Genomic DNA, 22,205 nt, shown 5'->3' with positions numbered 1-22,205 from the left:
GCGAGCATAGTTCACTCAGTTCGGCAGGCCGCGAGGACCTAGACTGGCCGTACGCGCCGACCTGCGCCATGATGAGTCGTTGACATCGCGCCAACAGCTGTGGAGGCACCGTGGACTCCTACGACTACGTGATCGTCGGCGCCGGGAGCGCCGGGTGCGTGCTGGCGAACCGGCTCACCGAAGATCCGTCCGCCCGGGTCCTGCTGCTCGAAGCGGGCGCGGAGGACACCGCCGACGAAATCCACATCCCGGCCGCGTTCCCCTCGCTGTTCAAGACCAAGTGGGACTGGAACTACGAGACCGTCGAGCAGAAGCACACCGGCAAGACGGCCTACTGGCCGCGCGGCAAGATGCTCGGCGGCTGCTCGTCGATCAACGCGATGATCTACATCCGCGGCAACCGCGCCGACTACGACGGCTGGCGCGATTCCCACGGCGCCGAAGGCTGGGGCTGGGACGACGTCCTGCCGTACTTCAAGCGCGCCGAGGGCAACCAGCGGTTCGACGGGCCCCTGCACGGCACCGACGGCCCGCTCCACGTCGAGGACCGCCGGTTCACCCACGAGCTGTCGACGGCCTGGGTCGACTCCGCCGTCGCGTGGGGCCTCAAGCGCACCGACGACTTCAACGGCGAGAGCCAGGAGGGCGCCGGCGTCTACCAGGTGACCTGCAAGAAGGGCCGCCGCTGGTCGACCGCCGACGCGTACCTGCGGCCGGCTCTGGAGCGGCCGAACCTGACCGTGAAGACGAACGCGCCCGCCACGCGCGTCGTCTTCGAGGGGACGCGCGCGGTCGGCGTGTCCTATTTGGACAACGGCGTCGAGACCACCGCGCGGGCGTCGGCCGAAGTCATTTTGAGCGGTGGCGCGGTGAACTCGCCGCAGCTGCTGATGGTCTCGGGCGTCGGCCCGGCCGAGCACTTGCGCGAGCACGGCATCGACGTCGTCGCCGCGCTGCCCGGCGTCGGCGAGAACCTGCACGACCACCCGGCGTGCGGGATCATCTGGTCGACGCGCGGCACCACCGACCTCGTCGACGCGGCCACCCCGCGCGGCCTGATCCGCTACCAGCTGACGAAGCGCGGGCCGCTGGCGTCGAACATCGGCGAGGCGGGCGCGTTCTTCCCGACCACCGGCGGGCTGCCGGCGCCGGACATGCAGATCCACGTCGCGCCGACGTTGTTCTACGACAACGGCATGCGCGAGCCGACGGTCCCGGGGTTCACGTCGGCGGCGACGCTGGTGGACGTCGCGAGCCGCGGCCGGCTGCGGCTGAAGTCGGCGAACCCGTTGTGGAAGCCGGAAATCGACCCGGCGTACTACGCGGAGTCGGTGGACATGGACAAGATGATCGCCGGGTTGCGGGCGTTGATCGAGATCGGCCGCAGCGGTCCGCTGAAGCGGTTCCTCGACCAGCCGTTCCTGCCCGCACGCCACGATTTGAGCGATTCCGAGCTGGCCGAGCACATCCGCGAGAACACGCAGACGCTTTACCACCCGGTCGGGACGTGCTCGATCGGGTCGGTGGTCGATCCGCAGCTGCGGGTGCAGGGGGTCGACGGGCTGCGGGTCGTGGACGCGTCGGTGATGCCGGTGGTGCCGCGCGGGAACACGAACGCGCCGACGATCATGGTGGCGGAGAAGGCCGCGGATTTGATTCGGGGGCGGGCCTCGGCCCCCCGGTAACCAGTTTACCGGCGACCACCGACAGAACCGGCGTGGTTCCGGGGTTGTGGACGCGAGTTGTCCACAACCCCGGACCGGTCTCAGCTCGCCGCCGCCACCAGGCGGGCGTACGAGCCGCCCGCGGCCAGCAGGGCCGCGTGCGGGCCCAGCTCCGTGATGCGGCCGCCCTCGACGACCGCCACCCGGTCGGCCGCCGCCGCCGTGTGCAGGCGGTGGGCGATCGCGATCACCGTCCGGCCCGACAGCACGCTGTTCAACGACCGCTCCAGGTCGCGGGCCGAGCCCGTGTCCAGCAGCGACGTCGCCTCGTCCAGCACCAGCGTGTGCGGGTCCGCCAGCACGACCCGGGCCAGCGCCAGCTGCTGCGCGATCGCCGCCGGGACCGGGTGCTCGCCCGAGCCCAGCTTCGTGTCGAGCCCGTCCGGCAAGGAAGAAACCCAGTCCGACGCGCCCGCCGAGGCCAGCGCCGCCAGCAGCTCGTCATCCGTCCAGTCGCTGTCCGCGCGGCGCGCCGGTAGCGCGAGGTTCTGCCGCAGCGTTCCCGAGAACACGTGGTGCTCCTGGGTCAGCAGCAGGACCTCGCCGCGCAGGACGTCGTCGGCCAGCGCCGAGACGTCCTGGCCGCCGATGCGCACCGAGCCCGCCGACGGCGCCGCGATGCCCGCTAGCAGCCGGCCGAGCGTCGACTTGCCCGCGCCGGACGGGCCGACGATGGCCAGCCGCTCGCCGCGGGGGACGCGCAGGTCGATGCCGTGCAGCACCTCGCGGTCGGCCGTGTAGGCGAACCGGACGCCGTGGACGTCGATGTCACGCCCGCGCGGCACCTCGGTCACCTTCGGCGACTCCTCGATGGCCACCTCGCGGACGCCCAGGATCCGGCGCGCCGCGGCCGCCGCGACCTGCAGGTCCTCCAGCCAGAACAGCGCCTCGTTCAGCGGCGCCGACATCGCCTGGACGTACAGCAGCATCGTGGTGATCTCGCCGAGCCCGGCCCAGCCGCGCGTGTACGCGAGCAGCCCGAGCGGCAGCATGACCGCCAGCGGCAGCACGTAGCTGATCTCCAGCGACGGCAGCCACCGCAGCTGCAGCGCCCGCATCCGCCGTTCGCCGAGGATGCTCTGGTCCAGCGCGTCGTACGCCGCGTCGACGCGGCGCTCGGTCAGCCCGAGCGCCTCGACCGTGCGCGCGCCCTCCGCCGTCTCGTGGACGCTGGTGGTCAGGTCCGCCCAGCGGTCGAGCATCCACTGCATCAGCGCCGGGATCCGCCGCTGATACCAGACGTTCACGCACAGCAGCAGCGGCACCGCGACCAGCAGGCTCAGCGAGAGCAGCGGTGACGTCACCACCATCGCGACGACCGTGAACACCACGGTCACCACCGCGATCAGGATCTCCGGCGCCGCGACCCGAGCCGCGTGGTCGATCCGGCCGAGGTCGGTGGTGGCGCGGCTGAGCAGGTCGCCGGTGCCGGCCGCCTCGACTGTGCCGAGCGGCAGCTGCAGCGCCGTCCCGACGAACTCCTCGCGCGTCTCGGCCAGCACCAGCTCGCCGAACACCGCGCCGCGCATCCGCGCGATCTTCCGCGCGACCGCCTGCAGCACCAGGATCCCGACGAACACCGCCGCCAGCACGTCGACGCGTCGCGTCGTAGTGCCGGCCGCGACGTCGTCGACCAGCGTGCCGAGCAGCTGCGGCCCGGCCAGCCCGATCAGCGTCGACACGCACAGCGCGCCGAGCAGCAGCCCGAACTCGCGTTTGTGGGCCGCCGCCGTCTTCAGCGCCCAGCGCCGGACGTCCCGCCGGGACGCCGTGGGGAGCCGTTTCACACCGTCACCACCTTCGCCGTGAAGACCTCGTCGGCCACATGTGTCCACAGTGGACTCTGGCTGAACACCACCGTCGTCTTGCCGCGGCGCAGGGCCGCGACGCGCTCGGTGATGCGCGCCTCCGTGTGCGCGTCGACCGCCGACGTCGGCTCGTCCAGCACCAGCACGTCGGCGTCCGCCGCCAGCGCGCGGGCCAGGTTCAGCCGTTGCCGCTGGCCGCCGGACACCTCGCGCCCGCGCTCGCCGATCACCTCGTCGACGCCGTTCGGCAGCGCCTCGACGATGTCGTCGGCGTCGGCCGCGTACAGCGCTTCGGTGATGCTGACGCCGCCCGGCCGCGCCGGCGCCAGCTGCTCGCGCAGCACGCCGGAGAACCAGATGTCCTGGTTGTGCGCGTAGACGACCCGCCGCCGCAGCTCCGCGAGCGCGACGTGGTCCGCCCGGACCCCGTTGACCAGCACCTCTTCGCCCTCGGCCGGGTCGGCGAACCGGGCCAGCCGGTCGGCCACCGCCTCGCCGTCGGCGCCGAAGTCGACGACCGTCAGCCGCCCGGCCGCGACCCGCACGCCGGACTCGGTGTCGGCCAGCTCCAGCGGGCCTTCAGGCAGCCGGACCGGGTCCGCCGGGTCCGCCAGCTTCGGCTGGATCGCCAGCAGCGCCACCACCTTCCGCGCCGCGACCAGGCCCGACGTGATCGAGCCGACCGCCTCGGTGGCGGCGGTGACCGGCCAGATGAGGAACGCCGAGACGCCGTAGAACGCCACGAGCTGCCCGACGTCGATCTCCCCGGCCACGGCCAGCCGCGCGCCCAGCCAGGTGATCACCACGGTGACCAGGCCCGGCAGCGCGATCTCCGCCGCGGCCAGCCACGCCTCGGCCTTGCCGACCTCGATACCGGCTCGCCGCACCCGCTGGCTCGTCTCGCGGAAGCGGGCGAAGAACCGCCGCTCGCCGCCGATGCCACGCAGGATCCGCAGGCCGGACACGATGTCCGCACCGAGCGCGTTGACGTCGCCGCGCTTCTCGCGCTGCTTCGCCTTGCGCTTCTGCAGCGGTGCCAGCAGCGGCCCGATGCCCAGCACCGCGACCGGCACGCCGACCAGCGCGACCACGCCGAGCAGCGGCGACGTCGAGATCAGCCACACGGCCACGACGACGAACGCCAGCAGCGAGCCGAACGCCCGGCCGGTCATCTCGACGGTGTTGCCGATGTGGTTGACGTCGGTCGTGGAGATCGCGACGAGGTTGCCGGTGGTCGTCTTCTCGCGCAGGCCGGCGCCGACGCGCGTGGTGTGCGCCGACACCGCCCGCTGGGTCGAGCCCGCGCCGTGCAGCCACAGGCCGTAGTTGAGGAAGTGCAGCCAGGTCCCGGTCAGCGTCTGCACCACCCCGAGCAGGGCCGCGGCCAGCGCCCAGCGCCAGACGGCGGTGCCGTCGTGCGCGCTGACGGCGCCGATGCCCTGGCCGATCACCAGCGGCACCAGCGCACCGGGCAGCGCCCACACGACACCGAGCGCGGCGGCGCCCAGCACCGTGCCGAGCCGGGCCCGGAACACGGCGAGCAGGAAGCGGCTCGCGCTCGGCCGCGCGGGCAGCCGCAGCGGCGGAAAGGGATATGTGGCGGAAAGCACGATTCCCGACGGTAAGCCGCCGACCAGCGGAAGGCGACCGATTTTCGGCGGCCCACCGTCCGGGGCACCCGGGTGCGCCCCGTATCCTGGCGGCCGTGGCGAACCCTGACACGGACACCGTGACCAGCACCGTTGACACCACCGAGCGCGCCGGGGCGACCCCGGACCACAGCCAGCCGTATCGGGAACTGGGCCTTGCCGACGACGAGTACGCCCGCATCCGGGAGATCCTCGGCCGCCGGCCCACCGACGCCGAGCTGGCCATGTACTCGGTGATGTGGAGCGAGCACTGCTCCTACAAGTCGTCGAAGAAGCACCTGCGCTACTTCGGGGAGACCGCCACCGACGAGATGAAGGCCAAGATGCTGGCCGGCATCGGCGAGAACGCGGGCGTCGTCGACATCGGCGAGGGCTGGGCGGTCACCTTCAAGGTGGAGAGCCACAACCACCCGTCCTATGTGGAGCCGTACCAGGGCGCCGCGACCGGCGTCGGCGGCATCGTCCGCGACATCATGGCCATGGGCGCGCGGCCCCTCGCGGTCTCGGACGCGCTGCGCTTCGGCCCGGCCGACGCCCCCGACACCAAGCGCGTGCTGCCCGGCGTCGTGGCCGGCGTCGGCGGCTACGGCAACTGCCTCGGCCTGCCGAACATCGGCGGCGAGCTCGTGTTCGACCCGTCCTACTCGGGCAACCCGCTGGTCAACGCGCTGTGCGTCGGCGCGATGCGCGTCGAGGACCTGCACCTGGCGTTCGCGTCCGGCACCGGCAACAAGATCATCCTGTTCGGCGCCCGCACCGGCCTCGACGGCATCGGCGGCGTCTCCGTCCTGGCGAGTGACACCTTTTCGGGTGACGAGTCGGCGTCCGGCCGCAAGAAGCTCCCGAGCGTCCAGGTCGGCGACCCGTTCACCGAGAAGGTGCTCATCGAGTGCTGCCTCGAGCTGTTCGCCCAGAAGCTGGTAGTCGGCATCCAGGACCTCGGCGGCGCCGGGCTGTCCTGCGCGACGTCCGAGCTGGCCGCGGCCGGCGACGGCGGCATGCACATCTACCTCGACCGCGTTCCGTTGCGCGCCAGCGGGATGACCCCCGCCGAGGTGCTTTCGAGCGAGTCGCAGGAGCGCATGTGCGCGGTCGTCTCGCCGGAAAACGTCGAGGCGTTCATGGCGGTCTGCCGCAAGTGGGACGTCATCGCCACCGACATCGGCGAGGTCACCGACGGCGAGCACCTGGTCATCACCTGGAACGACGAGGTCGTCGTCGACGTCCCGGCGCACACGGTCGCCCACCAGGGCCCGGTGTACGACCGCCCGATCGAGCGTCCGTCCTTTCAGGACGCTTTGATCGCCGACACGTCGGCGTCGCTGCCGCGTCCGTCCACTCCGGACGAGCTGCGCGCGGACGTGCTGCGGTTGATCGCCTCGCCCAACCAGGCGTCGAAGGAATGGGTGACGTCGCAGTACGACCGGTACGTGCGCGGCAACAGCGTCCTTTCGCAGCCGTCGGACTCGGGCATGATCCGGATCGACGAGTCGTCCGGCCGCGGCGTCTCGGTCGCGACGGACTGCAACAGCAAGTTCGTCTACCTGGACCCGTACCGCGGCGCGCAGCTGGCGCTGGCGGAGGCGTACCGCAACGTGGCGACGGGCGGCGCGACCCCGGTCGCGGTGTCGGACTGCCTGAACTTCGGCGCGCCGACGGACCCGGGCGTGATGTGGCAGTTCGAGCAGGCGGTGCACGGCCTCGCCGACGGCTGCGTCGAGCTGGGCATCCCGGTGACGGGCGGCAACGTGAGCTTCTTCAACCAGACGGGCTCGACGGCGATCCTGCCGACGCCGGTGATCGGCGTCCTCGGCGTGATCGACGACGTGACCCGCCGCATCCCGACCGGCATCGGCGCGGAGGCGGGCGAAACCCTGTTGCTGCTGGGCGAAACGCACGACGAGCTGGACGGGTCGGCGTGGGCCCGCGAACTCCACGGCCACCTCGGCGGCGTGCCCCCGCGCGTGGACCTGGCCCGCGAGAAGCTCCTGGGCGAGATCCTGGTGGCGGGTTCTCGCGACGGCATGATCTCGGCGGCCCACGACCTCTCCGACGGCGGCCTGATCCAGACGCTGGTCGAGACCGTCCTCATCGGACAGTGTGGCGCCCGGGTGTTCCTGGACGCGGACCAGGACCAGTTCGTCCAGCTGTTCTCCGAGTCGGCGGGCCGCGTGCTGGTGGCGGTCCCGCGCACGGAGGAGCTGCGCTTCACCGAGATGTGCACGGCCCGCGGACTGCCCTGGCGCAAGACGGGCGTGGTGGACCCGGAGTCGGGAACGCTGGAGCTGCAGGGCATCACGGAGTTCACGCTCGACGAGCTCCGCACGGCGTGGGAGTCCACGCTCCCGGCCCTGTTCGACTGACCTGTGGACACGTGACTGGAGGGCACCGCGAACTGTCGGTGCCCTCCGCTAGCGTGGAAAACGGGGGCTGCTCAGGGCAGTTCGGTCCCGGCCGGAAACCTCGCCTCGCCGAAATCCGGCGGCTGCGCGAAGAAAACACCCTCGAACCGCACCTCGTCGTGCGCGGTGAAGTCCCGGAACCCCGTCCCCGCGCCGAACCGCGTCCGCGTCAGGTCGACCGGCCCGTCCGCACTCGCCCCGGTCAGGAACACCGATCCCGTGAACGCCGTGTCCACCAGGAAAACGCCGTTGACGATCGTCGCACCCTGCGCCCCCAGCAAGCCGACGTGCTTGCCCGAAAGGTTGAACCGATCGAGCCGCGCGCCCGAGAGGTCGAGGGTGTACGCCGGACCGGTCCCGGCGTCCGGCAGCGACGCTCGAATCACCCGCTGCGCCGTGCGCCGGACCTGCGACTCCCGTGCGGCCTCAGCCGAATCGTCGTCCTCGAACGGCCGCCGCAGGTACGCGCACAACACGTCGAGCACGGTCTGCGCGTAGACCTCCGGCCGGGTCCGCGCGAGGCCGCCCAGCGCGTGGATCGCCCCGACGCGCACCTGGTCGGCCTCGTGCCCGAGCAGCTCGACCGACTTCGCGAACCGCTCGTCGGAAATCCGCGTCCGCTCGAGCTCGTGCCGGTCCTCCTCGACGCGCCGGCGGCGGTCGTTCAGCCACAGCCCGTACAACGCCGCGACCGCGCCGCCGGCCAGGCCCGCGGTCTTGAGCGCGTCGCCGCGGCTGGTCGCGCGGTCCGCGAGCAGCCAGGCCAGCGTCACGGCGAACACGACCACGCTCAACGCGAACGCCAGCAGGAGCGGCGAGACGCGCTTCACCCGCTCACCGCGGTGATCCGGGACTCGCCGTCGCGCAGTTCCTCGAGCTTCCACTCCGCCGGCACTTGCACGTCCTTCTCGTCGCGCACCAGCGTGTTGTAGAGCGAAACGGACTTCGGCAGCGAGGCGAACCTCAGGTCGGTCTGCCCCTCGAAGCGGGTGCGCCGCAGGTCCAGCTCGCAAGACGCGACCACCCCGGAGAACACCGCGTCCTTCGCGAACTTCGCGTCCTTGAAGGTGGTTTTCCCCGCGAACTCCGTCTCGGTGAAGTCGGCGTCCTCGTCGAAGGCCGTGCCGCTGAACCACGCGTGGCTCTCGAACACCGCGCCGCGGCAGCGGAAGTAGCCGACCAAGCGTCCCTTCGCCGTGCCCGCGGCGGTGAGGTACACGCGGCCCGTGAACCGGCATCCGCTGAAGTTGGTGCTGCTGTGCAGAGACGCGTACCGCAGCAGCAGGCCGCCGACCAGCTTGCCCGAAAGGTCGAAGTACTCGAGCGTCGCGCCGGTCAGGTCCAGGTCGTACGCCGGGCCTTCGGCGTCGCTCGCGGGCAGCAAATCCGTGACCAGGCGCTGCGCCGTGAGCCGGACCGTCAGCTCGCGCTCCGGTTCCGGATTCTCGGAATCCGGCTCGGGCCGCTTGAACGGCCGCCGCAGGTACGAACACAGCACGTCCAGCACGGTCTGCGTGTACTCCGGCCGGCTTCGCGCCAACCCCGCCAACGCGTGCAGCGCCCCGACCCGCACCTGGTCCGCGTCATGACCCAGCAGCTCGACGGCCTTCGCGAACCGCTCGTCCGCCACCCGCTCGCGGTCCTGCTCCGCGCGCTGCGACTCCAGTTCGTGGCGGCGGCGCTCGATGTCCTGGCGCCGCTCCTCGACGCGGCGGCGCCGGTCGTTCAGCCACAGCGCGTACAGCGCCACGATCGCGCCGCCGGCGAGGCCGCCCGTCTTCAGCGCCTCACTGCGGCTGGTGGCGGGGTCGGTCAGCAACCAGCCGCCGACGCCCGCCAGCAGGACCACCGACGCGAGGAACGTCCACGCCAGCGGGGATCGCCACAGCTTCACCGGGTCAGGAAACCAGCATCGTGCTGACGCAGAAACCCTTGTCGTCGAAGTTCGTCGCGCTCAGCGTGCCCTTGACGTTCTTGCCCGCGGACGTCCCGGTGACCTGGCCCTCGACGAGGAACTGGTCGTCCGGCACGTCGCCGAGCGTCAGCTGCAGCGGCGGCTTGAGGAACGTCTTGAGCCACGAGTCGAGCAGGTCCTTCGAGTCCGAGCAGCCCAGCGCGAGCGCGCCCGCGTTGTCGCCCGCGTTCAGCTTGTCGATGAAGCCCTGCAATACGACCTTGGCCTCCGCGCCACCGCCGGACGACGGCGCCTTGCTGGTCGTCGGGGCCTTCTTCGTGGTGGACTTCGGTGTCGAGGGCTTGGCCGACGTGCTCGACGACGGCGGGGCCGCGACGTTGTTGTCCTTCGACAGGAAGAAGCCGGGCGCGACGAAGCCGGTGACGCCGAGGGCCGCCAGCACGACCACCACGGTGGCGCCGATGGCGATCCACATCCCGGTCTTGCTCTTCTTCGGCGGCGCCGGCGGCCCGCCGAAGCCCTGGCCGTAGCCGCCGGACTGCTCCCAGCCCGCCATCTGGCCGCCCTGGTTCGGGTCCCAGGCCTGCTGGCCGTACTGCTGCGCGTTCGGGTCCGCCCACGCCGACTGCTGCTGCGCGTTCGGGTCGGCCCACCCTTGCTGCTGCTGCTGGGCGTTGGGGTCACCCCACTGCGGCTGCGGGCTCTGCGGGAACCCGCCCGACGGGTAACCCTGCTGCTGCTGGCTCGGGTCGAAGCCCTGCGGGTACTGCTGCGTCGGGTACGGCTGTTGCTGCTGGTTGGGGTCCCACCCACCCTGCTGCGGGTACGGCTGCTGGAAGCCACCGGACTGGGGCGGCTGGCCGTACGGGTCGGGCTGGCCGGGCTGGCCCGGCTGAGGCGGGTACGTCATCTTTCATGCCTTCCGGGCGCTGGGTGTTCGTGCGCTTCCGACGTCCGCAAGGCCTCTGCGGTTCCCCCAGGACGTGGTGAGCAGCATTCTGCAAGCTCGGACGGTACGGCATGAAACCGGCTCCCGGGCGCGAAGACGCGAAGTCGTCACGATCCGGGAGCCGGGGTGAGGCGGGGTGCGGGTCAGCCGTTGGCGAGGGCCTGGAGCCGGTCGTAGGCACCGTTGAAGGTGTCCTGGTCGAGCGGGCTCGAGGTGTACTGCCAAACGGTGTAGAAGCCCCAGTTGTAGGGCAGCGTGCCGACCGACGACGCGTACCGCGCGACCCACAGCGGGGCCGTGCTGGAGAAGTCACCGCTCACGCAGCTGCCCCACCAGCTCGTCGACGTGTAGATCACCGGGTAGCGGCCGGTCAGGGAGTGGTAGGTGTCGTGGAAGTCGAGGATCCACGACGTCATCCCGGCTTTGCTCAGCCCGTAGCAGGTATCGCCGTACGGGTTGTACTCCATGTCCAGCGCGCCGGGCAGCGTCTTGCCGTCCTTCGACCAGCCGCCGCCGTGGGCGACGAAGTACCGGGCCTGCGCCGCGCCGCTCGCGGTGTTCGGGGTGGCGAAGTGGTAGGCGCCCCGGATGAAGCCCTGGTTGTAGGAGCCGTTGTACTGCTGCGCGAAGTACGGGTTGGTGTAGCTGGTGCTCTCCGTGGCTTTGGTCCAGACGAACCGCTTGCCCTGGTTCCACCAGCTCGCCCAGTCGACGTTGCCCTGGTAGCCGGCGACGTCCATGCCGGCCACGGTGGCCAGCACCTGGCCGGGGATGGCCTGGCCGGGTTGCGGCTGCTGCGCCGCCTTCTGCGTGTCCGGGGTCGACTTGTCGCCTTCGACGCGCCGGATCTGCGACCCCAGTTCGTGGTCGTGCTGCGCGATGTCCGCGTTGATCGCGGCCACCGGGTCGACCTCGGGGGAGAAGGTCGTCGCCTGGGCCGTGCTGCTGAGCAGGAGCAGCGTGGCCGGGACGACCAGGGCAGCGAACAGCCGCCCTCTTCGGGAAGTGGACATCGTTGAATCCCTTCACAGATACCCTCGCTGAGGACGGCTTACTGCAGGTAGCCGCCCGTGCACGATTGTTGAGGACGAGATGGCTTCTTGTCACTCAGTTCCGTGAAATTGGGTATACGTGTGGGTGATTTTCCCGGGAGGATGATCGTCAACCGGTGACCAGTTAACACCTATAATTCGTGAGCCGGCCGGTCAGCCCAGCGCGAGGGCGCGCAGCCGGTCCGCCGAGCCGTTGAACCAGTTCTGGTCGCCGGGCAGGCTGCCGCTGTCCGCGAACTGCCAGATCGTGTGGACGCTCCAGCCGGCCGGCAGCTCGCCGATGAACGTGTTGTAGCGGGCGATCCACAGCGGATTGGCGCCGAAGCCGCCGTTGTTCGCGGTGCAGCGCTTCCACCAGCTCGTCGACGTGTAGATCGTCGGGTAGCGCCCGGTGGCCGCGCGGTAGGTCTCGGAGAAGTCGCTGATCCAGCGGACCATCCCGGCCGCGTCCTTGCCGTAGCAGGTTTCGCCGTACGGGTTGTACTCCGCGTCGAGTGCGCCGGGCAGCGTTTTCCCGTCGGCCGACCAGCCACCGCCGTGGGCGAGGAAGTAGCGCGCCTGCGACGCGCCGTCGGAGACGTCCGGCCGGGCGAAGTGGTAGGCGCCGCGGATCAGGCCGGCGTCGTAGGAACCGTTGTACTGCTGGGCGAACTGCGGGTTGGTGAAGCCGGTGCCCTCGGTCGCCTTGACGTAGACGAACTTCGCGCCGGTGCGCGCCGCGCCGGGCCAGTCGACCGGGCCCTGGTGCCCGCTGACGTCGTGGCCGAGCTGCTGGGCGTCGCCGTCGTAGAGCACGCCGGGCGCCGCGTCGACGCCTTCGACCTTGGCGATCTGCGAACCGGCGTAGTGGTCCTCGGCGCCGGCGTAGATGTCGTCGGCCGTCGCCGGCGCCTGCCCGGAGACGAGCATGGCGGCGACGGCCAAGGGCAGCAGCGAACGTTTCACCCTCATGCTCCCCACCCGTCTCGCGAGACTTATCCAGCCTCACGATGCACCCGAGTCGCCGGATCGGCGACTCGGGTGGTCACTCGATGGGGTTAAACCCGCAGGTCAGCGCTGTTCGTCGGCCAGCGCCTTCAGCAGGTGCTCGGCCGGCACGACGGCGGTGATCAGGTCGTGCGGGTTGATCGCGACGGGGTGCCCGCCGAGCAGGCCGACGATGTCGCGGCCGAGCACCGCGCGCGCGTGCGGCCACTCGCGCGGCACCAGCGCCTTGCGCGTGTACGCGGGCACCATCACCCGGCCGTCGGTGTTGTGGAAGCCGATCACCGTGCGCTGCACCGGCGACATCGCGTAGACGAACAGCGTCGCGTCGAGCACGACCTTAGGCAGGTCCGACGCCGGCCGGTGCTCGGTGCGGACGAGCTGCAGCAGCTGCTCGAGGTCGGTCGTCGGGTCCGGGAAGCCGAGCGCCTTGGGCGAGGGCCGGTAGCGGTCGTTCGGGTGGAAGTCCGCGACGACGTCGCCGGCGCCGTTCACCGGGTACGCGCCGACGACCGCCCACGACGGCACCGGGCCGTTCGGGTCGAAGGCCTCGTCGATGACGTAGAGCCAGCTGTTCGGGTTGGCGCGGGCGTTCGCGCGCATCTCCGCGGTGATCTCGGGCGTGCCGTGCTTGCCGGAGCGCCGGGCCTGCTGCCCGCCGCGGCGCGCGGCGCGGTTGGGCTTGCTGTGCTTGCCGGGGCGATCGGGCCCGCTTCCGGTGGGCTGCTGCGAAACCATCCGATCCGCCTCGTCCCGCTGCGCCATCGTCATCCCCACGTTCTCGGGTGTGCCTGAAAAGTCTTGGTGCGCCACTCTACTGTTTGCCCATGGCCTCTTCGCGTTCGGTCGACCCCGGACAGTTACGTGCGGCGGTGCTGGCGATTTCCCCGTGGCTGCAGGGCGACGCGCCCGATCCCGCACGGCCGGAGCTGGCCGCGGCGGTCCGGCTCAGCCTGCGCGCGCTCGCGGCCGACGCGCCGGGCCGCACGGTCGAAGTCCGCGTGCCACCCTTCGCGGCGGTGCAGTGCGTGGAGGGGCCGCGGCACACCCGCGGCACCCCGCCGAACGTGATCGAGACCGACCCGCGCACCTGGCTCGAACTGGCCACCGGCCGGCTGGACTGGACCACCGCGGTGGCGGACGGCCGGGTGTCCGCGTCGGGCACCCGGGCCGACCTTTCCCACTGGCTGCCGGTCGTCCGGCTCTGACGGCCTCGCTACGGCTTTCGGCCGACGCCGCCGGCGATCGTCCGCTGCGCGACGTTGAGCTCCTTGAGCCGCGGGCCGTCCGGCCACCAGTCGGCGCACAGCGTCACGCCGGGGTCGACGAGCTCGAGGCCGGCGAACAGCTCCTCGATCTGCTTCTGCGTCCGGAACGTGCCGGAGCCCATCGGGCTGTGCACGAAGAAGTCCTCCATGCGGCGGGCGGTCGCGGAGTCCTCGTTCTCGGGGTCGAAGAAGTGGCTGAGCCCGACGAAGGAGCCGGACGGCAGCGCGTCGACGTACGCCTTCATGATCTCCTTCGGCCGGTCGGCGTCGCCCTTGAAGTGGTGCAGCGTGCCCATCTGCAGCAGCACGAGCGGCTGCGTGAAGTCGATGTGCTCGCGGATGACCTCGTTCTCGAGGATGCGCTGCGGCTCGAAGATGTCTTCGGCGACGAAGTGCGTGTGCTCGTTCTCCTCGAGCAGCGCCCGGCCGTGCGCGAGGACCACGGGGTCGTTGTCGACGTAGACGACCGTGGCCTCGGGGTGGATCCGCTGGACGACCTGGTGGGTGTTCTCCGCCGTCGGCAGGCCGGAGCCGAGGTCGAGGTACTGGGTGATGCCGGTCTGGCTCGCGAGGAAGCGGCACACGCGGATGAGGAAGCCGCGGTTCTCGAACGCGAGGTCCTGCGCCTCCGGTGCGGCCTGCTGCACCTTGTGCAGGACCTCCCGGTCGATTTCGTAGTTGTCCTTCCCGAGCAGGAAGGCGTCGTACACGCGCGCGATGCTCGCTCGGGTCGGGTCGACCCCCACGGGAACTCGTTCGGTCCGGGTCGCGGCGTCGGGCATCTTGAACCTCGCAAGTTCTGTGTCGAAAGTCTCGTACTCTACGTAGAGTAGGACTACACACGCATGCGGTAAACCGGGTCACCTCTTTGCGCAGGACGGCCCAACGTGTACTTTCGGTAGTCGGGCTAGAACCCCCTGGTGACGTGAGCGCGGAAGGTCCGGGAATGAACGCGGTGAACGCGTCCGCAGGTGAACAGAACATCGGCCCCACGGCGCGCCGCATGATCCTGGGCTCGCAGCTCCGGCGACTCCGCGAAGAGGCCGGCATCACCCGTCAGCAGGCCGGTTACAACATCCGGGGCTCCGAGTCCAAGATCAGCCGCCTCGAACTGGGCCGCGTCGGCTTCAAGGAACGCGACGTCACCGACCTGCTCACGATGTACGGCGTCGAGGACGCGACCGAGCGCCAGACGTTCCTCGACATGGTCAAGCAGTCGAACGAGCCCGGCTGGTGGCGCCGCTTCGGCGACACGATGCCGAACTGGTTCACCGACCTCGTCGGCCTCGAAGAAGCCGCCGCCCGGATCCAGATCTGGGAGCCGCTGTACGTGTCGGGCCTGCTCCAGATCGAGCCGTACGCTCGAGCGATCTTCAGCCACGGCCGCCCGGAGATGGCCGACGAGCGCGTCGACCAGCTGGTCGCGCTGCGGATGCGGCGCCAGAAGATGTTCAGCAGGCCGGACGCGCCCCGCGTGTGGATGGTGCTCGACGAGTCGGTGCTGCACCGCCCGATCGGCGGGATGAAGGTGCTCAAGCAGCAGATCGAATACCTGCTGGAGATGAGCGCGCTGCCGCACGTGTCCGTGCAGGTCCTGCCGTATTCGCGAAGCGGGCTGTCGGCCGAGCACGCGTTTTCGCTGCTGCGGTTCGGCGAACCGGAACTGCCGAACATCGCGTACGTCGAGTACCTGACCGGCGCGCACTACATCGAAAAGCGCGAAGAGATCGAGAAGTACAGCCGCGCGCTCGACATGCTGGCGGTCGACGCGGAGACGCCGGAGCGGAGCCGCGCTCTGCTCGCCAAGCGTCGCGCGGAGATCTGAGTCCCGGAACCGGTCCCGGTGAACCACCCCGCCGGTGCGGACGTGTCCCCACTGAGCGGTAACCCCTAGTAGCAGCTGAGCCATTAGAGTCGCCACCTATCACCCGATAGGTTAACCGTGACCTGATGATTCTTTACCGTCCGAGAACTTTGCAAGAAATTCTGCACGTGCATTTACCGCTGCAGGCACACGTGCTAGCCTCCGATACGCGGGCAAATGCACATGCAGATGCAACGCCCTGGAAGCTTTTCCACATCGAGAGGTGGGACCATGGCTGAGCGATTCGAGAACGGCATCCCGGCCGACCGGCTGTCCGGTGCCGAGTGGCGCAAGGCGAGCTACAGCGGGGCCGTCGGCAACTGCGTCGAGGTCGCGCCGCTGTCCAGCGGTGAGATCGCGATGCGCAACTCGCGCTTCCCGACCGGCCCGGCGCTCGTCTACACGCGCGCCGAGATGGCGGCCTTCCTGGCCGGGGCCAAGGACGGTGAGTTCGACGATGTCCTCGGCTGAGGCCGTCGCCCCCGTCTTCGACATCGAGACCGGTCTGCAGGAACTGGTGGCCCGTGGCTACCAGTTCGTCCACCCCGCCGACGAGAGCGGTGAGGTCCTCGCCGTCGTCGGCGTGCGGGTGCACGATGACGTGGTGGACGTGGTCCGGCTCAACGCCGAAGACGACGTCGTGGCGACCCGGATGCCCGGCACCGAAGAGAACATCTTCGAGCCGGAGCGCTGGTTGTGGCGCCGCCGCGGGGAAGGCGCGCAAGTGCTCACGGAGATCCTCCAGCTGCCGGACGCTTGCTAGAGGTGAAGACTTCAGGCCCTGTCCGAAGTGGTCAGTACCACGTCGGGCGGGGCCTGACCCATGTCCGCACCGTCTACACTGAAATCGGCCTGACCACGTCTTCCTGGGAGCACCTTCGGTGGTTTCCGACCCGCAGCTCGTGTCCGACCAGCCCGACCCGGAACCCCGTGAGGAGTGTGGCGTCTTCGGCGTCTGGGCTCCGGGGGAAGAAGTCGCGAAGCTGACCTACTACGGCCTCTACGCCCTGCAGCACCGGGGCCAGGAGGCCGCCGGCATCTCCGTCTCCGACGGCTCGCAGATCGTGGTCTTCAAGGACCTCGGCCTGGTCAGCCAGGTGTTCGACGAGCAGATCCTGCAGTCGCTGCAGGGCCACATCGCCGTCGGGCACTGCCGGTACTCGACCACCGGCGCGACCATCTGGGAGAACGCCCAGCCGATCTTCCGCACCACCGAGACCGGCAGCGGCCTTTCCTTCGCGCACAACGGCAACCTCGTCAACACGGCGGAGCTGCGCGAACGCACCATCGAGGCCGGGCTCAAGCCGCACGCGGGCCTGACCGGCTCGTCCAGCGACTCCGACCTGATCTGCGGGCTGCTCGCCGCGAACGCCGCCGACAAGGGCATCGAAGCCGCCGCGATGGACCTGCTGCCCACCCTGAAGGGCGCCTTCTGCCTGGTGTTCTCCGACGAGAACACGCTCTACGCGGCGCGTGACCCGCACGGGGTACACCCGTTGGTGCTCGGCCGGCTCGAGCGCGGCTGGGTCGTCTCCAGCGAGACGGCGGGCCTCGACATCGTCGGCGCGTCCTTCGTCCGCGAGGTCGAGCCCGGCGAGCTCATCGCGATCGACGCCGCGGGCCTGCGCTCCTCGCGGTTCGCGAACCCGGACCCCAAGGGCTGCGTCTTCGAGTACGTCTACCTCGCCCGCCCCGACACCACGATCGCCGGTCGCGGCGTGCACGCCACCCGCGTCGAAATCGGCCGCCGGCTGGCCACCGAGCAGCCGGTCGAAGCCGACCTCGTGATGCCAGTGCCGGAGTCCGGCACGCCCGCCGCCATCGGCTACGCGCAGGGCTCGGGCATCCCCTACGGCACCGGCCTGGTGAAGAACGCCTACGTCGGGCGCACGTTCATCCAGCCGTCGCAGACCATCCGCCAGCTCGGTATCCGGCTCAAGCTGAACCCGCTGCGGGACGTCATCCGCGGCAAGCGCCTGGTCGTCGTGGACGACTCGATCGTCCGCGGCAACACCCAGCGCGCGCTCGTCCGGATGCTGCGCGAGGCCGGCGCGCTCGAGGTGCACGTCCGGATCGCGTCACCGCCCGTGCGCTGGCCGTGCTTCTACGGCATCGACTTCGCCTCGCGGGCCGAGCTCGTCGCCAACGGCGTCGACCTCGACGGCATCCGGCGCTCGATCGGAGCCGACTCCCTGGGTTACATTTCCCTGGACGGCCTGGTCGCGGCCGCGGAACAGCCGAAGTCGCGGCTGTGCACGGCGTGCTTCTCCGGCGAGTACCCGATCCCGCTGCCGGAGGACGCGCTGATCGGGAAGCACCTGCTCGAAAGCCTCGACTCGGTCAATGGCGCGGCGACCCCGGTCAGCCCCGCCGGGTACGGTGCCGAAGACGCCGTCCGGCGTCCCTAGCAGTTCCTTCCAGAGGGAGTCCTTCCACCGTGAGCGAGTCCACGAGCGCCACGTACGCCGCCGCCGGGGTCAGCATCGACGCCGGTGACCAAGCCGTCGAGCTGCTCAAGCCGCACGCCGCGCGGGCCACTCGCCCCGAGGTCCTGGGTGGCGTCGGCGGCTTCGCCGGGCTCTTCTCCCTGAAGCTCGACAAGTGGAAGGAGCCGGTGCTCGCGTCGTCGACCGACGGCGTCGGCACCAAGATCGCCGTCGCGCAGGCGCTGGACAAGCACGACACGGTCGGCATCGACCTGGTCGCCATGGTGGTCGACGACCTGGTCGTGACCGGCGCCGAGCCGCTGTTCCTGCAGGACTACATCGCCGTCGGCAAGGTGCACCCGGAGAAGATCGCCGCGCTGGTCGGCGGCATCGCCGAGGGCTGCGTCCAGGCCGGCTGCGCACTGCTGGGCGGCGAGACCGCCGAGCACCCGGGCCTGATGGGCGAGCACGACTACGACATGTCGGCCACCGGCGTCGGCGTCGTCGAGGCGTCCCAGCTGCTCTCGCCGGAGAAGGTCCGCCCCGGGGACGTCGTGCTCGCGCTCGGCTCGTCCGGCCTGCACTCGAACGGCTACTCCCTGGCCCGGCACGTGCTGCTGGACATCGCGCGGATGCCGCTCGGCGGCCACGTCGAGGAGTTCGGCCGCACCCTCGGCGAGGAGATGCTGGAGCCGACGCGGATCTACGCGAAGGACTGCCTGGCGCTCGCGGCCGAAACCGAGGTCCGGACGTTCGCGCACATCACCGGCGGTGGCCTGGAGGCCAACCTCGCCCGCGTCATGCCGCGCGGCCTGGTCGCCCGGCTCGAGCGCGGCACCTGGACGCCGGCGCCGGTGTTCGCCCTGATCGGCCAGCGCGGCAAGGTCGAGCGGGCCGAGCTGGAGAAGACGTTCAACATGGGCGTCGGCATGGTCGCGATCGTCGGCGCCGAGGACGTCGACCGCGCGCTGGCCATGCTGACCGCGCGGCACGTCCCCGCTTGGATCCTGGGCGACGTCCAGCCCGCCGGCGACGTCGACGGCCCGCGCGCGGTGCTTTCGGGCGACCACCCGCGCTTCTAGAAACGTGGTTGATCGCGACTGTCACACTGGTTGACGTGGCAGCCGAAGACGTGGTGATCGGCTCCCGGTTCACGATCCCGGGAGCCGAGTTGAGCGAGCGCTTTTCGCGCTCGTCCGGACCCGGCGGCCAGGGCGTCAACACTACGGACTCGCGCGTCGAGCTGTCGTTCGACGTCGCCGCCTCGCCGTCGATCCCGGAGCACCTGCGCGACCGCGTCCTGTCCGCGCTCGAACCCCGGCTGGTCGACGGCGTCCTGACGATCGCGGCCAGCGAACACCGCTCTCAGCTGCAGAACCGCGAGGCGGCGCGCGGCCGGCTCGCGAACCTCCTGCTCGACGCGTCGGCGCCGCCGCCCGCCAAGCGTCGCCCCACGAAACCGTCCCGCGGTTCGAAGGAGCGCCGCCTGGCGTCGAAGAAGCGCCGGAGCGACGTGAAGCGTGGCCGCTCCGGCCGGTTCGACGACTAGGCCAGGGAGAGGTGCACGCACTCGCCCGCCGGCCGGTAGCCGACGCGGGCGTAGACGGTCCCGATCCCCAGGTCACCGGGGGTGAGGAACGCCGTGTGCGCGCCGGCCTCGTGCACTTCGCGGGTCAGCCGGGCGGTGAGCGCCGCGGCGATCCCGCGCCCGCGGTACGGCTCGAGCACCGCGATCCCGGCGACCTCGGTGGTGCCGTCGACGATTTCGAGCGCGAGCCCGCCGCCGACGACCACGCCGTAAGCTTCCGCGAGGAGGTGCCGTCCGCTGGTCTTCAGCTGCTCGACCTCGTCGTCGCCGATCTCCGCGGGTTGGCCGAAGGCCGTGTTCTGCACCGACCGCATCCGCCGGAAGTCTTCGCTGGACTCCGGTGCGCGCAGCCGGATCCCCGCCGGAGCCGACTTGTCGACCCGCTCGGCCGGCGCGCAGGTCATCAGCGGCACCCGCCGTTCCAGCTCGTACCCCGCGTCGACCAGCAGTTTCTCCAGGGCGGGGGCGACGTCGGTGAAGTACTCCAGCCGCGGGAGCAGGTCCCGTCGCCGGTACGCCCCGGTCAGGGCGCCGATCTCGGCCGGCGTCGGCCGCGCGCCGTCGTCCGGGATCGCGTAGTTGAGCATCGGGTGCGGGGTGCCCGGCGAGTAGGTGGCCAGGAAGGGGCCGACCCGCTCGGTGTCCCGGCCGCGTGGTGCCGTCTTGCGGACATACGCCTGAATGGTTGACATGTGAGCCTTTCGGCTCGAAGGGGCACCGTCTCACGGCCATCGTGGCACGGCCGGCAACCGGATTTACTGGCGTTCCGGGTGCGCGACGGCCGCGTAGCGCTTGTCCCAGACCGAACGCGGGACGCGCAGCCGGAGCGTCGGCGCCTCGCAGATCGTCCGGCGCTGCGCCGGGATCGCCACCGGCACCGGCGGCGGGACGTCGAGCGCGCGCCAGCCGCGCCGGCTCAGCGCGGCGCCGAGCGTCGCGCCCGCCGTGTTGAGCAGGACGTCGTCGGTTGACGTGACCCGGCCGCAGTGGATGAGATATTGCGTACCCTCCACCAGCACGGACGCGAGCAACGCGGCCAGCGCCACCCGCGAAAGCGTGCGCAGCCGGCGCATCCGCAGGGGCAGCAGAGCGCCGAGCGGACAGAGCAGCAGGACGTTGCCGATCACCTGCCAGAGTGAATCGTCGTCGGCGAAAGCGGCGGTGATGTCGGAGCCCGGAACGAGATCGAGAGTGCTGTCGGAAGAGTCGCCGACCGGCATGATGACCAGGCAAAGCACGAGAAAGGCCAGGAGCGCGGCGGCGCAGTCGACGCCGGCCGTCGCGATCGCGAAGCGGGCCGGGAGTCTCCGCCGCCGCCGGGCCGCGAGCAGCGGCCATCCCAGCAGCGCGTACGGCAGCGCGATCGCCGAAATCGGAATCATCCCCCAGAAGGCGCGAAGCAGCGCTTCCATGCGCGTCCTCTCTTGGAACCCCTCCACTCGACTTCACCTTCGCACCGCAAGATCAACTCGGCAGTCCGAGGGCGCCGCACTATTCGGTGATCTTTCCGGTGGCGGCTTTTGTCGTCCCGTGGTTCGGTCAGGAGGCGCACTGTCCACAGTGGAGACTGTGGACAACCCTGTGGATGGATTCGGGGAGTTTGTGAGGAAGCCTTACTTCACAACGCAAATCCGCGGGCCGGCCCTGTGTACTACTCGGCGAGCGTGCGGGCCTGCTCGAGCAGGGCCTGCAGGTGCAGGCCGCGCCGGACGTCGCACGGATGCGTGGTCGTGCCACTCGCGATCATCGCGGCGAAGTCGTCCAGCAGCGCGGTGTAGGACTCCTGTGCCGAGCCCGGTTTGCGCCCGAGCGTCCGGTAGCCGTGCTCGCCCCAGACGGCGACCTCGACGACGGTCGGCTGCACCGGCAGCCGCAGCGAGAGCGTCGCGGTGCTGATCACGCCGGCTTCGTGGGCGAGCATCAGGTGCCAGAGGTCGCCGGGGCTCCGCCGCGCGGCGACGACCTCGGTGATCGGGCCGAGCGCGGCGTCCAGCATGTCGAGCGCGTGCGGGCCGATGTCGAACAGCGCGCCACCGTCGTCCTGGCGCCACTCCGAAGCGGCGTACTGGCCGCCGAGCAGGGCGCCGGACAGCCAGCGCGCGCCCCCGCCCGCCCAGCCGCCCGCCTGGGCGAGGTCGGCGAGCCAGTCCTGGGTCTGCGCCGAGTACCGCAGGGTCAGCACGACGAGCGCGACGACGTCCGCGGCCGCGACGGCGTCGGCCAGCCGCTGCGCCCCGGCGAGGTCGGCGGCGATCGGCTTCTCGAGGATCAGGTGCTTCCCGGCCTCGGCCGCGCGCACGGCCAGTTCGGCCTGGATCGACGGCGGAACGGCGAACGCGACCGCGTCCACCTGCTCGAACAGCTCCTCGACGCTCTCGGCGGCCGCCGCGCAGTGCGTCTCCGCAAGCGCTTGCGCGGCCTCGGGCCGCCAGGCCCAGACCGCGGTCAGCGCCGTGCCGGGGTGATCCGCCAGGCCGGGCGCGTGGATCGTCGTCGCCCACGGCCCGGCGCCGATCAGGCCGACGCGCAGCTGTCCGTCCGCGATGAGCTGTCCCACGGCCCGCAGTCTAGGTGTG

General features: G+C 70.8%; 21 protein-coding genes. 9 read left to right on the top strand and 12 right to left on the bottom strand.

What is annotated here, in order from left to right:
- Positions 1-110: 110 nt before the first annotated feature.
- Positions 111-1,685: a GMC family oxidoreductase gene (locus ACZ7OH_RS15500; RefSeq protein WP_470281381.1), complete on the top strand. Its 1,575-nt coding sequence runs from the start codon at positions 111-113 to the stop codon at positions 1,683-1,685.
- Between the two features lie 80 nt (positions 1,686-1,765).
- Here ACZ7OH_RS15500 and ACZ7OH_RS15495 read toward each other — a convergent pair whose 3' ends face one another.
- Positions 1,766-3,511, bottom strand: a complete 1,746-nt coding sequence (locus ACZ7OH_RS15495) for an ABC transporter ATP-binding protein (RefSeq protein WP_470281380.1) — start codon at positions 3,509-3,511, stop codon at positions 1,766-1,768.
- Positions 3,508-5,142, bottom strand: coding sequence for an ABC transporter ATP-binding protein (locus ACZ7OH_RS15490; RefSeq protein ID WP_470281379.1), 1,635 nt, complete (start codon positions 5,140-5,142; stop codon positions 3,508-3,510). Before ACZ7OH_RS15490 ends, ACZ7OH_RS15495 begins: the two co-directional genes overlap by 4 nt.
- 95 nt (positions 5,143-5,237) lie before the next feature.
- Here ACZ7OH_RS15490 and purL point away from each other — a divergent pair, with 95 nt between their 5' ends.
- A complete protein-coding gene (purL, locus tag ACZ7OH_RS15485; protein WP_470281378.1) occupies positions 5,238-7,544 on the top strand; it encodes a phosphoribosylformylglycinamidine synthase subunit PurL in 2,307 nt (768 codons plus the stop codon).
- A 71-nt stretch (positions 7,545-7,615) separates the two neighbouring features.
- Here the strand turns inward: purL and ACZ7OH_RS15480 are convergent, their stop codons facing one another.
- The 6 genes from ACZ7OH_RS15480 to ACZ7OH_RS15455 form a co-directional block, all read right to left on the bottom strand.
- Positions 7,616-8,413: a hypothetical protein gene (locus tag ACZ7OH_RS15480; RefSeq protein ID WP_470281377.1), complete on the bottom strand. Its 798-nt coding sequence runs from the start codon at positions 8,411-8,413 to the stop codon at positions 7,616-7,618.
- Complete coding sequence (locus ACZ7OH_RS15475) at positions 8,410-9,477, bottom strand: pentapeptide repeat-containing protein (protein WP_470281376.1); 1,068 nt, start codon at positions 9,475-9,477, stop codon at positions 8,410-8,412. The genes ACZ7OH_RS15480 and ACZ7OH_RS15475 overlap by 4 nt, the downstream gene beginning before the upstream one ends.
- A 4-nt stretch (positions 9,478-9,481) precedes the next feature.
- Positions 9,482-10,408, bottom strand: coding sequence for a hypothetical protein (locus tag ACZ7OH_RS15470; RefSeq protein ID WP_470281375.1), 927 nt, complete (start codon positions 10,406-10,408; stop codon positions 9,482-9,484).
- A 182-nt stretch (positions 10,409-10,590) separates the two neighbouring features.
- On the bottom strand, positions 10,591-11,460 hold the full coding sequence (locus ACZ7OH_RS15465; protein WP_470281374.1) for a lysozyme: 870 nt from the start codon (positions 11,458-11,460) through the stop codon (positions 10,591-10,593).
- A gap of 192 nt (positions 11,461-11,652) precedes the next feature.
- Entirely contained in the window at positions 11,653-12,450 is a 798-nt protein-coding gene (locus ACZ7OH_RS15460; RefSeq protein ID WP_470281373.1) for a lysozyme, read from the bottom strand.
- 99 nt (positions 12,451-12,549) lie between these two features.
- Complete coding sequence (locus tag ACZ7OH_RS15455; protein ID WP_470281372.1) at positions 12,550-13,254, bottom strand: type VII secretion system-associated protein; 705 nt, start codon at positions 13,252-13,254, stop codon at positions 12,550-12,552.
- A gap of 56 nt (positions 13,255-13,310) precedes the next feature.
- On the opposite strand from ACZ7OH_RS15455, the gene ACZ7OH_RS15450 reads away from it, so the two are divergent.
- The gene (locus ACZ7OH_RS15450; protein ID WP_470281371.1) at positions 13,311-13,691 is read left to right on the top strand and encodes a sterol carrier family protein; all 381 of its coding nucleotides are present in this window, start codon (positions 13,311-13,313) and stop codon (positions 13,689-13,691) included.
- An 8-nt stretch (positions 13,692-13,699) separates the two neighbouring features.
- Here ACZ7OH_RS15450 and ACZ7OH_RS15445 read toward each other — a convergent pair whose 3' ends face one another.
- Complete coding sequence (locus tag ACZ7OH_RS15445) at positions 13,700-14,497, bottom strand: SAM-dependent methyltransferase (protein ID WP_470281370.1); 798 nt, start codon at positions 14,495-14,497, stop codon at positions 13,700-13,702.
- A 200-nt stretch (positions 14,498-14,697) separates the two neighbouring features.
- On the opposite strand from ACZ7OH_RS15445, the gene ACZ7OH_RS15440 reads away from it, so the two are divergent.
- The 6 genes from ACZ7OH_RS15440 to arfB all read left to right on the top strand — a co-directional run bounded on the left by ACZ7OH_RS15440 (position 14,698) and on the right by arfB (position 19,590).
- Positions 14,698-15,576: a helix-turn-helix domain-containing protein gene (locus ACZ7OH_RS15440; protein WP_372667236.1), complete on the top strand. Its 879-nt coding sequence runs from the start codon at positions 14,698-14,700 to the stop codon at positions 15,574-15,576.
- A gap of 270 nt (positions 15,577-15,846) precedes the next feature.
- Positions 15,847-16,086 carry a DUF397 domain-containing protein gene (locus ACZ7OH_RS15435; RefSeq protein WP_072475608.1) on the top strand — a complete coding sequence of 80 codons (240 nt, stop codon included), beginning with the start codon at positions 15,847-15,849 and terminating at the stop codon, positions 16,084-16,086.
- Positions 16,073-16,378 carry a hypothetical protein gene (locus ACZ7OH_RS15430; protein WP_470281369.1) on the top strand — a complete coding sequence of 102 codons (306 nt, stop codon included), beginning with the start codon at positions 16,073-16,075 and terminating at the stop codon, positions 16,376-16,378. Before ACZ7OH_RS15435 ends, ACZ7OH_RS15430 begins: the two co-directional genes overlap by 14 nt.
- Positions 16,379-16,496: 118 nt before the next feature.
- Positions 16,497-18,023 carry an amidophosphoribosyltransferase gene (gene purF, locus ACZ7OH_RS15425; protein ID WP_470281368.1) on the top strand — a complete coding sequence of 509 codons (1,527 nt, stop codon included), beginning with the start codon at positions 16,497-16,499 and terminating at the stop codon, positions 18,021-18,023.
- A 29-nt stretch (positions 18,024-18,052) separates the two neighbouring features.
- Complete coding sequence (gene purM, locus ACZ7OH_RS15420) at positions 18,053-19,123, top strand: phosphoribosylformylglycinamidine cyclo-ligase (protein WP_470281367.1); 1,071 nt, start codon at positions 18,053-18,055, stop codon at positions 19,121-19,123.
- A 50-nt stretch (positions 19,124-19,173) separates the two neighbouring features.
- Complete coding sequence (gene arfB, locus ACZ7OH_RS15415; RefSeq protein ID WP_470281458.1) at positions 19,174-19,590, top strand: alternative ribosome rescue aminoacyl-tRNA hydrolase ArfB; 417 nt, start codon at positions 19,174-19,176, stop codon at positions 19,588-19,590.
- On the opposite strand, the gene ACZ7OH_RS15410 is transcribed toward arfB, so the two are convergent.
- The 3 genes from ACZ7OH_RS15410 to ACZ7OH_RS15400 form a co-directional block, all read right to left on the bottom strand.
- Positions 19,587-20,321, bottom strand: coding sequence for a GNAT family N-acetyltransferase (locus tag ACZ7OH_RS15410; RefSeq protein WP_470281366.1), 735 nt, complete (start codon positions 20,319-20,321; stop codon positions 19,587-19,589). The two genes, arfB and ACZ7OH_RS15410, sit on opposite strands and share 4 nt — an antisense overlap.
- Positions 20,322-20,384: 63 nt before the next feature.
- Positions 20,385-21,041, bottom strand: coding sequence for a VanZ family protein (locus ACZ7OH_RS15405; protein ID WP_470281365.1), 657 nt, complete (start codon positions 21,039-21,041; stop codon positions 20,385-20,387).
- A 239-nt stretch (positions 21,042-21,280) separates the two neighbouring features.
- Positions 21,281-22,186 carry a Gfo/Idh/MocA family protein gene (locus ACZ7OH_RS15400; RefSeq protein WP_470281364.1) on the bottom strand — a complete coding sequence of 302 codons (906 nt, stop codon included), beginning with the start codon at positions 22,184-22,186 and terminating at the stop codon, positions 21,281-21,283.
- Positions 22,187-22,205 lie beyond the last annotated feature (19 nt).

The sequence above is a fragment of the Amycolatopsis sp. NPDC114478 genome (assembly GCF_055633805.1).
Note: the sequence above shows the minus strand (reverse complement) of the source record. Positions and strands in the feature narration are given on the sequence as shown.

Excerpts from the sequence above, each read along its gene's own strand:
- ACZ7OH_RS15410 (WP_470281366.1), bottom strand. The coding sequence starts at position 20,321 with ATGTCAACCATTCAGGCGTATGTCCGCAAGACGGCACCACGCGGCCGG.
- ACZ7OH_RS15450 (WP_470281371.1), top strand. The coding sequence starts at position 13,311 with ATGGCCTCTTCGCGTTCGGTCGACCCCGGACAGTTACGTGCGGCGGTG.
- ACZ7OH_RS15430 (WP_470281369.1), top strand. The coding sequence starts at position 16,073 with ATGTCCTCGGCTGAGGCCGTCGCCCCCGTCTTCGACATCGAGACCGGT.
- ACZ7OH_RS15435 (WP_072475608.1), top strand. The coding sequence starts at position 15,847 with ATGGCTGAGCGATTCGAGAACGGCATCCCGGCCGACCGGCTGTCCGGT.
- ACZ7OH_RS15460 (WP_470281373.1), bottom strand. The coding sequence starts at position 12,450 with ATGAGGGTGAAACGTTCGCTGCTGCCCTTGGCCGTCGCCGCCATGCTC.
- ACZ7OH_RS15405 (WP_470281365.1), bottom strand. The coding sequence starts at position 21,041 with ATGGAAGCGCTGCTTCGCGCCTTCTGGGGGATGATTCCGATTTCGGCG.
- ACZ7OH_RS15440 (WP_372667236.1), top strand. The coding sequence starts at position 14,698 with ATGAACGCGGTGAACGCGTCCGCAGGTGAACAGAACATCGGCCCCACG.
- ACZ7OH_RS15455 (WP_470281372.1), bottom strand. The coding sequence starts at position 13,254 with ATGACGATGGCGCAGCGGGACGAGGCGGATCGGATGGTTTCGCAGCAG.
- ACZ7OH_RS15465 (WP_470281374.1), bottom strand. The coding sequence starts at position 11,460 with ATGTCCACTTCCCGAAGAGGGCGGCTGTTCGCTGCCCTGGTCGTCCCG.
- ACZ7OH_RS15470 (WP_470281375.1), bottom strand. The coding sequence starts at position 10,408 with ATGACGTACCCGCCTCAGCCGGGCCAGCCCGGCCAGCCCGACCCGTAC.